At 37.3% G+C, this 12,615-nt stretch carries 10 protein-coding genes; 4 read left to right on the top strand and 6 right to left on the bottom strand.

All coding sequences use genetic code 11. The annotated features are described in order from the left end of the window. Positions 1-35: 35 nt before the first annotated feature. The 6 genes from glyA to speD all read right to left on the bottom strand — a co-directional run bounded on the left by glyA (position 36) and on the right by speD (position 5,693). A complete protein-coding gene (gene glyA, locus D1868_RS04850) occupies positions 36-1,337 on the bottom strand; it encodes a serine hydroxymethyltransferase (protein WP_156006092.1) in 1,302 nt (433 codons plus the stop codon). Between the two features lie 25 nt (positions 1,338-1,362). Continuing rightward, positions 1,363-2,598, bottom strand: a complete 1,236-nt coding sequence (gene hmgA / locus D1868_RS04845; RefSeq protein ID WP_156006090.1) for a hydroxymethylglutaryl-CoA reductase (NADPH) — start codon at positions 2,596-2,598, stop codon at positions 1,363-1,365. Then, positions 2,582-2,995, bottom strand: a complete 414-nt coding sequence (locus D1868_RS04840) for a Zn-ribbon domain-containing OB-fold protein (protein ID WP_156006088.1) — start codon at positions 2,993-2,995, stop codon at positions 2,582-2,584. Before D1868_RS04840 ends, hmgA begins: the two co-directional genes overlap by 17 nt. A 5-nt stretch (positions 2,996-3,000) precedes the next feature. Next, positions 3,001-4,098, bottom strand: coding sequence for a thiolase family protein (locus D1868_RS04835; RefSeq protein WP_156006086.1), 1,098 nt, complete (start codon positions 4,096-4,098; stop codon positions 3,001-3,003). After that, positions 4,098-5,144, bottom strand: a complete 1,047-nt coding sequence (locus D1868_RS04830) for a hydroxymethylglutaryl-CoA synthase (protein WP_156006084.1) — start codon at positions 5,142-5,144, stop codon at positions 4,098-4,100. The genes D1868_RS04835 and D1868_RS04830 overlap by 1 nt, the downstream gene beginning before the upstream one ends. Positions 5,145-5,303: 159 nt before the next feature. Next, a complete protein-coding gene (gene speD, locus D1868_RS04825) occupies positions 5,304-5,693 on the bottom strand; it encodes an adenosylmethionine decarboxylase (RefSeq protein WP_156006082.1) in 390 nt (129 codons plus the stop codon). Positions 5,694-5,806: 113 nt separating this feature from the next. On the opposite strand from speD, the gene D1868_RS04820 reads away from it, so the two are divergent. The 4 genes from D1868_RS04820 to D1868_RS04805 are packed head-to-tail and all read left to right on the top strand — an operon-like array spanning position 5,807 to position 12,612. Next, on the top strand, positions 5,807-6,652 hold the full coding sequence (locus tag D1868_RS04820; RefSeq protein ID WP_156006080.1) for a hypothetical protein: 846 nt from the start codon (positions 5,807-5,809) through the stop codon (positions 6,650-6,652). Next, a complete protein-coding gene (treZ, locus tag D1868_RS04815; protein ID WP_156006078.1) occupies positions 6,649-8,325 on the top strand; it encodes a malto-oligosyltrehalose trehalohydrolase in 1,677 nt (558 codons plus the stop codon). The genes D1868_RS04820 and treZ overlap by 4 nt, the downstream gene beginning before the upstream one ends. Beyond that, positions 8,315-10,450, top strand: a complete 2,136-nt coding sequence (glgX, locus tag D1868_RS04810; RefSeq protein ID WP_156006076.1) for a glycogen debranching protein GlgX — start codon at positions 8,315-8,317, stop codon at positions 10,448-10,450. The genes treZ and glgX overlap by 11 nt, the downstream gene beginning before the upstream one ends. After that, positions 10,447-12,612: a malto-oligosyltrehalose synthase gene (locus D1868_RS04805; protein ID WP_156006074.1), complete on the top strand. Its 2,166-nt coding sequence runs from the start codon at positions 10,447-10,449 to the stop codon at positions 12,610-12,612. The genes glgX and D1868_RS04805 overlap by 4 nt, the downstream gene beginning before the upstream one ends. The last annotated feature ends 3 nt before the right edge of the window (positions 12,613-12,615 follow it).

Below are 12,615 nucleotides of genomic sequence, written 5' to 3'. Positions count from 1 at the left end.
AGTTTAAATAATTTTTAAATAAAGAAAGAAAAAAATTATATTAACAGAGGAATAACTTTACCATTTGAGAATTGCCCTAAATCTAAATCAAATGTGTACTTAACGGAAAGGAATCTCTTTCTGAACTCTATTACCTTTTTCTTTACTTCTAAGACATCCTTCTTGTCTATTGCTACCTCTCTCATAAACTTGGCAATTTCAGCCATATCTCCTTCCTTAACACCGTATCTAGTCATTTCTTGTACTCCTAGCCTAATACCACTTGGATCCTTTACAGCACTAGGCGGATCGTAAGGCAATAAGTTTTTGTTAGTAATTATGTTTGCATCTTCAAACATTCTTGCAACCTTAGCTCCTCCTCCCAGATTCCTTACGTCTATCGCAACTTGATGACTTTTCGTATACCCTAAATGCTCTCCAACGACCTTAAATCCTTCAGCTGCCAATGCCTCAGCAAAAGCTTTAGCATTTTTCACAATTTGCTTTGCATAATCCTCTCCGAAATATTTCATTTCAAGTGCGGTAACCGCTACGCTAGGTAGCCTATGCAAATGATGATTACTTACAAACCATGGAAATATCGTATCGCTTATTTTTTTATATAGCTCATCGTCATTGATAAATATTGCGCCACCTTGGGGACCTGGAAAAGTCTTATGTGTTGATGAAGTCATAATGTCTGCTCCTTCTAATAGCGGATTATGCCATGCTTTTCCAGTGATTAAACCGTAAACGTGAGCAGCATCGTAAATAAGCCTGGAATTTACAGCATGAACATGAGGTGCCAGCTCTTTAGAAGGATGTGGGAATAAGTATAAGCTACCACCCAATACTACAAATTTAGGTTTAACTTGCTCGATCATTTTAATTGCCTTATCAACATCTACATTCATATTCTCAGGATCGTAAGGTAGTTCTATCTGCTCTATACCTAGAGCGCCTAGTGTACCAAATCTAGTATGGCTTACATGTGCACCAGCCTGAACTGGAGCTATAAGAGCTTTATCTCCGGGATTAGCCAAGACCCTGAATACTTCCGCATTAGCTAAAGTGCCGCTTATTGGCCTTAGATCGCAGTGAACAGAATTAGTTATTTCATTCATTAATTTCATAGCTAGAGTTTCTATTTCATCTACGTATTTAGTACCTTGGTAGAACCTCTTATATGGCTTACCTTCAGCATATCTTGACATAAAATCACTCATATAAACCGCTTCAGCTAAAGGGCTCATCACGTTTTCTGATGGAATTAAGTTCAACGTTTCTAGTCTTCGCCACCTATTCTGTTCTCTGGTTATTTCTATGATTTTTTGTAGTTCTTCCGGAACTTGAGGCATCAGGTAAAAATAGGTTATAAAAATTTTAAACTTTCGCAGCCCTTCCTAGCTTAAGATGTGCCTTCCCCAATTCTTTGTTGGCTAGTGCTGATAGCAAGTTAAGCTCACCAGCCAATACTGTGGAAGCTACTATTTCAGCAAATTTCTTAGCATTGCTACCAGGCGGGTTACCACTACCGTAAATGCCCATTATAGAAAGTGCTTCCCTCTGCGTAGGTAATCTCGTACCCCCTCCTACGGTTCCTACTTCTAGAGAAGTTAGAGTCACAGAAATATAAATTCCATTTTCTCTGACTTCAGTCCATGTGTAACCGCTGCTACTTTCAACTACTTGAGCCATATCTTGACCTGTTGCCAAGAAAATGGCCGCAATTATATTTGCAAAGTGAGCGTTGTATTGAAAGAACGTTCCTGCCCTAGCTCCACCAGCCCAATTCTTTCTCAAATTGACCTCATGAATTAAGTTCTTATCTGATTTCAAAACCTTTGTAACAATATCGTTCGGGATTAAAGCCTCAGCTACTACGGTTTTCCCTCTACCGTGAAGGCTGTTTACAATTGACTGCTTCTTATCACTACACATGTTTCCACTCACTGCTAAACACCTAGCCCTCCCGAAGTTCTCCTCAATATATTCACAAACTTTCTCTGTAGCAATAGTAGCCATATTCATACCCATCGCGTCGCCAGTGTCGTAAATAAACCTCAACCACACGTTATTACCTAAAACGTAAGGCTCTAAGGAAATTAATTTTCCATGAGAGGTTGTAGACTCCGCTATACGTTTTAAATCTTCATAGTGTTTCTTTACCCAATCTAAAAAATCTACAACATCAATTATACTATCTAATTTGAAAACTGGAGCCCTTGCCATTCCGTCAAAAATTATTTTAACACTTGTACCTCCGCTTAAAGTTACGGCCTTTGCACCACGGTTAACACTGGCTATCAAGGCGCCCTCAGTTGTAGCTAAAGGTACATAGAACTCTCCCCGAGCATAATCACCATTGACTCTTAAGGGACCTACAACACCTACAGGTACTTGGACAGCTCCTATTACGTTCTCTGCGTTTCTATTCTTAATTTCAGCATAATCTAAAATTGTAGAACCTATTGAAGGTAAATTTGAGTTAGTCAATTTTTCTATAGCTAGTCTTCTAGCCACCATCGCAGCATTTGCTTCTAAAAAATTATCTATTTCATGAAGTTGGATCTCGCCCCTTACTACCTTCTCCACAATATTATTAATTATATCCTGCATTATCTATCACTCTAAACTTTATCCCGTATTGTATTAAACCATTAACAGAATCAGACCTCAGTCTTCTTAACACAGCTTCAACTCTAACACCCTCTTTTATCTCATTTACTTCTACGTCTGTCAAGGGGGCAACTATGTCTACACCTTCATCTAACCTAATGAGACCTATTACTATGGGAACTTGTTTTTCGAACCCATCCCTTGTTTGGTAAAGCACTGTATATTCGAGTAAAGTACCCGTCCCCTTAGCTTTGACCTTTTCTACGTCTACAGAGCCACACTTTCCACATATACCTTGGTATGGATAGAACACGTTGCCACATTTCTTGCATATTCCTAACATTAGAGAATATAACGTATTTTTTAGTCTCCAACTTTGAGATGGACTTATTTTCATAGATTTCACCTCATCATAGCAACCAGATGAGAAGAATTGCCAAGATCGTCTGTAGACAATAAAAATCCTCTCTCTGCATCTATTTTGCCTCTTGGATGTTCTCCAATTAAATGTAGATATAACTCAGCTAACTGATATACTGCAGTAGCCGAGCCTGGATATCCTCTTGCCTTCAGACCACCGCCTAGATTCACATTTAGACTATCTAAATTGTCGAATCCGTTACCATCCTTAGCAAGGCCTAAAGACTCTAGCTCTAACGCAGCTAAGACACTATAAGAATCGTGAATCTCGTAAATATGATTACTATTCATTCTAATCGAAAGCTTCTTTGCAACATCTCTTACAGAGTTTACCTCCAGATTAGCAAGATCTAAAGGTAGATTACTGCTTACTATGTTTTCTATCTTTACAGTTGTATCAGTGAATTTCCTTGACAACTCGTCAGATGTTATTAGAACTACTGAAGCACCATCAGCCCTTGCTGCTATATCAAACAAACGTAAAGGTTCTGAGATTATCTGCGAATCCATAATCACCTTTTTATCTACTTTAAATCTAAGATACGCATAAGGATTCTCCACAGCGTTTTCGTGCATTTTTAAGGGCCATTTTGTAAAGTATTCATAGTCTTTGCTGAACTTTTTCATATATCTCTTCATTAGCAAGGCAGCATGAGCATGAGGTGTTAAGCCTACCTGATACTCGTACTCGTTACCTAAATTATAAGAGATGACATCATTAACGTACTTTGACGGATAATCTGAAAACTTATCCACACCTACTAGCAGAACACTATTAGCAATACCAGATTTGATTAACGAATATGCAGCCAAGATTGCTGAACCACCGTTATCTCCGTTTTCAACTCTAAATGATATAGATGTTTTAATGCCTAACTTATTAGAAAGTTTAAAGGCTAACATAAGATTCTTAGACAAGGTATCACTATACGTGCTGGCTAAAATTAAAGCATCGATTGATGAAGGCATTTCCTTTACTTTTAGTATTAAATTCTTGTAAGCTTCAATCACTAGATCCGATTCAGAAAATTCATAGTACCTATCAATTTTTACGAGACCGCTACCTACTATCGAGACCATTATTCATACACCTTGAACTTGTGGGTAGTTTTCGCATACAATGAATAAGGAATAACCTTCTTTCTACCCATATAGTATTCTACACTCGGGGCTAGCTTTTGCCTCTCAGAGATTTTATCGGCTACTAATATGCTGAAGGCATCGCTTCCTGCACCGCTTCCAAAGGGAGCTACCAATATTCTTTCACCGGGTTTCGCAATATCAAGTACTTTTGCCAAGCCTAACAAAGCAGAAGCGTTATAGGGATTACCGATATATGGGGATATTAATCCGGCCTTTACTTTTTCTAACGGAATATTCAATTTCTTTGCGACTTGTATAGGAAACTTACCATTAGGTTGATGAAATACAAAGTAATCAAAGTCAGAAATTTTGTACCCGTTCTCATCGAGAAGGTTCTTCACCGCAGACATTATATGATAAAAGTAAGCAGGTTCACCAGTGAATCCCTCACCATGAAGTGGATAGGGCATACCATCTCTTCTCCAGAAATCTGGAATGTCGGTAGAGAAGGAGGTAGAAGCTTCGATAACCGCTGCTGATTCGTTGTCTCTTCCAACTACATAAGCTACTGCAGCCGAGGCTGAACTAAGTTCTAGAACATCACCGGGATTTGATTGTGCAGTATCACTACCAATTACCAAACCATACTTAATCTTACCAGCTTCAACCATACTAGAAGCAAGTCTTAAACCGGCTGAAGCTGCTCTACAAGCAAATTCTAAATCGGCACTTAAAGTATTATGAGAAATACCTAATGAATCTAGTAAAATAGTAGCAGTAGGCTTAACGGCATAAACTTTAGATTCAGAGCCGAACAACACAAGATTAATCTCTGAAGGATCAATTCTAGCTCTAGCTAAAGCATTTCTAGAGGCTTCCCATGCCATCGTAGTAGAATCCTCATCTGCTGAAGGAACGGCCTTTTCCGACAATCCGAGGCTTTTTACAACCTCCTTTTCAATGCCCCATAATTCAGCTATTTCCTCAGACCTAATTCTATACCTAGGAATATAACTACCCCATCCTATTATCCCACTTTTCATTGGTAATAGAATGTAAGAGCTTTAATTATAAGATTTTCGACAAATGACTATAATCTAATCGACAACTGTCGAAAAAACAATATATAGGGTATGAGTTGGATTTAATTGAAAATTATTGATGATGAGTAAAAAACACAGGGACTTTATGACCGTCTCAGCTCACGCTGATGATCTGTCAGCATAAAACATCTGGTAGCGTCTAGGCTTTAACTGTGCCACGATGTAATTAAAAGCAGCTTGTGGATCACTCTGTTCACCACAAGTATATACATCCAATGTAGCATATTTATATTCATTCCATGTATGAAGCGCTATATGACTTTCCTCTACTAGAGCTATGACTGAAACTCCTCCTTTCTTGCCTCCGAATTTCCACGCTTTAATTTCTACTAAGTTCATTTTAGCTATATTCACTGCTTCAAGAACTATTTTTTCCAGCAGGTCTTTATCCGTAAGAAGTTCCTCATCGAGGTCGTATAGATTGCCGAAAACATGCTTACCTATTATTTTATCTTCTGAGGAGGTTTGGAAATAGGTTTGTTGCTCCATCTTTTTTCCTAGGGCCCTCCGCTTCATTATCATCTATATAGGAGATAATAAAGTAAACTGGTCTATCTAGTCTTCGAAATAAACTAATATATTACACTTTAGTATTAACCGCAATGAAACGAATTTACCTACTTGGCGTCATACTGATATTATTTGTAAGCCTAGGTGCAGTATTTTACGTAGAAGCTAGTAATTTCCACGTTTATGCATATATAGTTAAGGAATCAATATCACAATCCGGTTACCAGGTTTATTCACTCTGCGTCGTTAGTTTAAATAAAGGTCCTCTGCCAATGTCAGCTAATGTAATAGTGGCAATTTCCGCGGGAACGCAATCTGGCATATTCCCACATACAAAGAATTATATTAACGCTACAAGTATTAATGTTGCTCCTTTCAGCTCTAAGAAGTTATTACTCAGTATATCAATTCCAGCTGCACAACAAGTCTATGGCGTTTATATCGAGGGGTCTGGTAATTACAATTGGCAATTAAAACCACAGAACAACATAACTTTAAATCAACAAATATATCAATTAAATACCATTGCACATTTCTACCCTATTAGAGCCATTGTGTCCTCAAAGTATCTTACATTCTATACTAACGCTTCATTCATTATAACGGGTTCTCATGCTTATCCTTATTACGTACAGTCAGCTCCGATATCTCTAACCGCCTATCCCAATGGAAGTATAATTTACTCAACCGCCTTCGTTCTCAATACTCAGTACATAAAACTCTCAAGTGGTTCTTACACTGCTAGGCTCTACGTAAACGGGAGTTTAGTCAATACTACGAGTATAACCATTTCTCAAGGGCAGCAAGTAGCCATATACGGTAGTCTCCCACCGTCAAATATAATATCAGTTCAAAATTACGAAGCTGTATATAATATAACACTGTTCCTCTATGGACAACAATTGATATATTACTTCGGCGAAGTTGTTTCAATATGATTGGGACAAACCTTGACGGTAATAAGTTAACGTTTTCAATTTACGCTCCAGACATAGAAAAACTTGAGATTGATATTTCCGGTTTAGGAAAATACGAGCTTGAAAAAGATGATTTAGGGTATTTTAGAGGAGTTATAGATGACGTCAATGAGGGTCTAGAATATAAACTATTATTAGAAGAAAAAGAAATCATTCCAGATCCGCTCTCTAGATTCCAACCGTACGGTATACACGGTAGTTCAATGATAATTTCCCAAAAGTTTAACATACCTGAGATAAACAGTTTAAAATTGGAGGATTTAATAATCTATGAAATCCACGTAGGGACATTTTCCGAAAGGGGCGATTTCAAAGGAGTTATAGAAAAATTAGATTATTTAAAAGACTTAGGAGTTACAGCAATCGAGATAATGCCGATAGCCCAATTCCCTGGAAACAAGGACTGGGGGTATGATGGTACTTTCTTATTCGCAGTCCAAAACACATACGGAGGACCCTATGGTTTTGCAGAACTTGTTAGTGAAGCACATAAGAGAAATATAGGAGTCATTCTAGATGTAGTATATAATCACGTCGGACCGGAAGGAAATTACCTCATTAAGTTAGGTCCGTATTTTTCTAACAAGTATCATACACCTTGGGGGCTGACCTTCAATTTCGATGATAGGGGGAGTGACGGTGTAAGAGAAATGATTCTTGACAACGTTAAGTATTGGTTAGACGTATTCAAGGTAGACGCTCTAAGACTAGACGCTGTTCACGCGATTATTGATGCCTCACCTAAGCACATACTTCAAGAAATAGCCGAAGTCGTGCACAAGAGAAATAAGCTGGTGATCGCTGAAAGCGACTTAAATGATCCAAAAATTATCCGTCAAGACTGCGGATATAATATAGATGCCCAGTGGACTGATGACTTCCACCATTCAATCCACGCTTACATTACGGGCGAAAAACATGGGTATTACTCTGACTACGGCTCTATAGATGATATAAAGAAAGCTTTCTTAGACGTATTTGTATATGACGGAAGATATTCTAAGTACAGAGGAAAGATTCATGGCGCTCCAGTTGGAGATTTATCGAGGTGTAAATTTGTAGTATATATTCAAAACCACGATCAAGTAGGAAATAGAGGTAACGGTGAAAGACTTTCAGTGCTCACGGATAAGGAAACCTATCTAATAGCTTCGACATTATACCTTCTTTCTCCATATATCCCAATGATTTTTATGGGCGAGGAATATTTTGAAAGAAATCCGTTCTTATTTTTCTCTGACTTTTCTGACCAAAAGTTAATAAAGGGAGTTAGAGAAGGGAGACTAAAGGACAACGGTCAAACCATCGACCCTCAATCAGATGAGGCATTTCATAAGTCAAGACTATCATGGAATATAGACAAAGAAGTATTAAGCTACTATCGGAAATTAATTGAGATCAGAAAAAGGTTTTTACCGAAGTGTAAAAGACCTGCTAAAGTAGATGCAGGTTCAAACTGGATTAGTATCAAGAACGAAAAAATATTAATTATAGCCTCGTTTAGTGAAAACAAAATAAGGATTGACTATGAAGGTGAAATACTAATTGGGGTTAATTTCCCATCAAAGATATTTAAGGATTCTGAAATAAAAGTTAGTAAAGGAGTAGGCGTATACTTATTGTATGAAAAATAGAGATAGACCACTTAGACCAGGCGAGCCCTATCCTTTAGGAGCTACATGGATAGAAGAAGAAGACGGTACAAACTTCGTAATCTTTTCAGAGAATGCTACTAAGGTCGAACTCTTATTATACTCACCAGCAAAGCAAGATGAACCAAAGGAGGTAATAGAAGTAACTCAAAGAACTGGAGATTTATGGCATATCTTTGTCCCAGGTGTAAGACCTAGACAACTCTACGCATACAGAGTATATGGGCCTTATAAACCAGAAGAGGGGTTACGATTTAATCCTAATAAAGTTTTGATCGATCCATATGCTAAGGCAATTAACGGACTACTAACGTGGGACGATTCTGTATTTGGATATAAAATCGGTGATCCGAATCAGGACCTTTCTTTTGACGAAAGAAGGGATGATAAATTTATACCTAAAAGCGTAGTGATAGATCCACACTTTGACTGGACAGATGATCACTTTTTCATGAAGAAGAAAGTGCCTTGGAATAATACTATAATCTATGAGGTTCATGTAAAGGGATTTACTAAATTGAGGCAAGATCTACCAGAAAATATAAGGGGAACTTATGAGGGTCTGTCATCGGACACAATGATTGATTATCTAAAAGACCTTGGAATAACTACTGTAGAATTAATGCCAATACAACAATTCGTAGATGAGAGATTTTTAGTAGATAAAGGTCTTAGGAACTACTGGGGATATAACCCCATAAACTACTTCTCACCAGAATGTAGATATTCAAGCAGTGGATGCTTAGGTGATCAAGTGAGAGAATTCAAGAAAATGGTAAACAAGCTACATGAAGCTGGGTTAGAGGTAATAATTGATGTAGTCTATAATCACACAGCTGAAGGAAACCACCTGGGCCCGACTTTAAGCTTCAAAGGAATAGACAACAGAGCATACTATCTACTAGACCCTAAGAATCCAAGGTACTATCTAGACTTTACCGGAACTGGTAACACACTGAACTTATCCCATCCAAGAGTTTTACAAATGGTGTTAGACAGTTTGAGATATTGGGTACTGGAGATGCATGTTGACGGATTCAGGTTCGACTTAGCCTCAGCTTTGGCTAGACAGCTCTACAGCGTAAACATGCTTTCCACATTCTTCGTTGCTATACAACAAGACCCAATATTATCACAAGTAAAGCTGATTGCCGAGCCTTGGGACGTAGGACCTGGTGGTTACCAAGTAGGTAATTTCCCTTACTTGTGGGCTGAATGGAACGGTAAGTATCGTGACACTATTAGAAGATTCTGGAAAGGGGATGCGATACCTTTCGAAGAGTTAGCAAATAGACTTCTCGGCTCTCCAGACCTTTATGCAGGTAACAACAAAACACCCTTTGCAAGTATAAACTACATAACATCCCACGACGGGTTTACCTTGGAAGACCTTGTAAGTTATAATCAGAAGCACAACGAAGCAAACCAACTAAACAACCAGGACGGGATGAACGAAAATTTCAGCTGGAATTGTGGTTTTGAAGGAGAAACTGAGGATCTGAATGTTATCATGTGTAGAGAGAAGCAGAAGAGAAACCTCTTAATTACCTTATTTACAAGTCAAGGGATACCAATGCTCCTAGGGGGCGATGAAATTGGTAGAACGCAAAAAGGCAATAATAACGCCTTTTGCCAAGATAACGAGATCAGTTGGTTTAATTGGAATTTAGATGAGAGAAAGTTAAAGTTCCGAGACTTTGTGAAGGAGTTAATATACTTCTACAAAGCCCACCCTGTCTTCAGAAGAGCGAGATATTTCCAAGGAAGAAAACTACACGGGTTACCTATGAAGGATGTTACGTGGTTGAAACCTGACGGAACAGAAGCTGACGAAGGAACATGGAAATCCAATACGAATTTTATCGCCTACATCCTAGAAGGAAGCGCAATTGACGAGATAAATAGATTCGGAGAAAGAATAGCTGATGATACATTTTTGATCATCCTTAACGGCGGAAACAATAATGTTAAGTTCAAATTCCCATTAGGTAAATGGGAACTAGTACTACACCCTTACCCAGATGAGAGAAAGGAAGAAGTTCAGGGTAACACTGAAAAGGAAATAGAGGGAAAGACTGCATTAGTATATAGGAGGGTAGAAGCTTGAAGTTTCTATCAACTTACAGATTACAATTAAATAAAGATTTCAACTTCGACCAAGTAATTCAAAATCTAGACTACTTTAACGACCTAGGAGTCTCCCACCTTTATCTTTCACCAGTATATAAAGCTAGACCTAATAGCTCTCACGGTTATGATGTGACTGACCACTCCCAAATAAATCCAGAGCTGGGAGGAGAGGAAAAATATATAGAACTAATACGAAAAGCTAAGGAAAAGAACATAGGTATTATCCAAGATATAGTTCCTAATCATGAGGCCGTTCATCCAGATAACTGGAGGCTAATGGACGTATTGAAAAACGGAAAAAGGAGCAAATATTACGAGTTTTTCGATTTCTTTCAAGAATTCGAAAAAATCAGGTTACCGATCCTAGAGGACAAACTTGACACGATAATTTCAAAAGGGCTAATTAAGATCGAAAAAGACAAGAAAGGAGAATTAACCCTAGTGTATCATGACTGGAGATTACCTATTTCTAAGCTTGGTGAAGACTTGCTCAGTACTTTAAGAAAACAAAATTACGAGTTAACCTTTTGGAGAGAACCTCCTACTTATAGACGATTCTTTGATGTAAACGAGCTCATAGCGATAAATCAGGAAAAAGACTTCGTTTTTGAGGAAACTCACAAAAAGATTCTATCATTTGATGTGGATGGATTCAGAGTAGATCACGTTGATGGATTATACGAACCTGAGGAGTATATAAAGAAGTTAAAGGAGAAATCAGGAAACAAGATAATATTAGTAGAAAAAATTCTATCCTTTGACGAAAAATTATTCCCAGGTCCGGATGGAACTACAGGTTATGACTTTCTCAATTTCTCCAACTTACTTTTTTCTCACAATGAGAAAGATATGACAGAAATTTATACGGAATTTATTGGACATCCGGTAGAAATAGAGGATGAAATCAGAAGATTAAAGAGACTTATTATACGAGAATTATTTAAATTTGAAATAGAACGGTTAGCTAAATCAATGGGTATCAGTTTTGAAACCTTAGAAGAGTATCTCGTCTGCCTAAATAGATATAGGACGTATCATAATGAAGTAGAAGAAGAATGCGACATAGGAAAAGAGATTTCAAAAATCGCAAAAAATAGCCCTGAATACGCTAAATTACAACAGTTAATGCCCGCTATATACGCGAAATCCTACGAAGATACATTTTTATATAGATTTAATAGACTAATATCCCTTAATGAAGTCGGAAGCAATTTAAGATACTACAGACTAGAGTGTGATAAGTTCCACAAGTTTAACGAATCAAGAATCTCAACAAAGTCACTTAACGCTACAAGTACTCACGATACAAAGTTCAGTGAAGACGTTAGGATGAAAATAAGCGCCATCAGTGAAAATCCTAAAGAGTGGAGGAAAAAAATCTATGAATGGCACTCTATCTTAAACCCTAAAATAGATAGAAACACGGAATATCGATATTATCAAGTTCTAGTAGGAAGTTACTTCGAAGGATTCAATGAAGAATATAAAAATAGAATTAAGAATTATATGATAAAAAGTGTAAGAGAAGCTAAGGAATTCACCTCATGGCTCAACGTTAACTCCCAATATGAGGAAAAAATTTTAGAACTTATAGACGAGACGTTTACCAACCGTGATTTTCAAAGATCATTCCTAGATTACGAGAGTAAAATTAGAAGATTAGGAATGCTAAAGTCACTATCTCTAGTTACACTAAAAATACTTTCACCAGGAGTGCCTGACTTTTATCAAGGCACAGAAACATGGAGATATCTATTAACAGACCCCGACAATAGAAGAAATGTCGATTTTAATACTCTCAGAAAACTACTAGATAGGTCAAGAAAGTTTGATAATGAAATGATAAACAACTTGAATGATGGTAGGATAAAAATGTACGTCACGTATAAATTATTGCACTTAAGAAAAGAGTATAGTGAAATAGTACTTAACGGAAGTTATAAACAAATTTCCTTACCTTATGGACTTTGTGGTTTTGTCAGAGGAGATAAGATATTTGTTATAGTAAAAACATTACAAAGTTTAAGCGAACAAGAAGTAAAAATGGATGGAGAATTTATAGATGTTTTAACTGGTGAAAACTTTAGAAATTCAGTAACCGTAAAAGATTTACCACGAGTCTTAATAAAGCAAAATTAAGGT

This window comes from Stygiolobus azoricus, assembly GCF_009729035.1.
Taxonomy (GTDB): Archaea; Thermoproteota; Thermoprotei_A; order Sulfolobales; family Sulfolobaceae; genus Stygiolobus; species Stygiolobus azoricus.
This window is presented reverse-complemented; position numbering and strand designations above follow the sequence as displayed.

Bases quoted from the DNA above. Each gene is read 5' to 3' on its own strand.
- D1868_RS04830 (WP_156006084.1), bottom strand. From the start codon at position 5,144: ATGAAAAGTGGGATAATAGGATGGGGTAGTTATATTCCTAGGTATAGA.
- D1868_RS04820 (WP_156006080.1), top strand. From the start codon at position 5,807: ATGAAACGAATTTACCTACTTGGCGTCATACTGATATTATTTGTAAGC.
- glyA (WP_156006092.1), bottom strand. From the start codon at position 1,337: ATGCCTCAAGTTCCGGAAGAACTACAAAAAATCATAGAAATAACCAGA.
- glgX (WP_156006076.1), top strand. From the start codon at position 8,315: ATGAAAAATAGAGATAGACCACTTAGACCAGGCGAGCCCTATCCTTTA.
- speD (WP_156006082.1), bottom strand. From the start codon at position 5,693: ATGGAGCAACAAACCTATTTCCAAACCTCCTCAGAAGATAAAATAATA.
- D1868_RS04840 (WP_156006088.1), bottom strand. From the start codon at position 2,995: ATGAAAATAAGTCCATCTCAAAGTTGGAGACTAAAAAATACGTTATAT.
- hmgA (WP_156006090.1), bottom strand. From the start codon at position 2,598: ATGCAGGATATAATTAATAATATTGTGGAGAAGGTAGTAAGGGGCGAG.
- treZ (WP_156006078.1), top strand. From the start codon at position 6,649: ATGATTGGGACAAACCTTGACGGTAATAAGTTAACGTTTTCAATTTAC.
- D1868_RS04835 (WP_156006086.1), bottom strand. From the start codon at position 4,098: ATGGTCTCGATAGTAGGTAGCGGTCTCGTAAAAATTGATAGGTACTAT.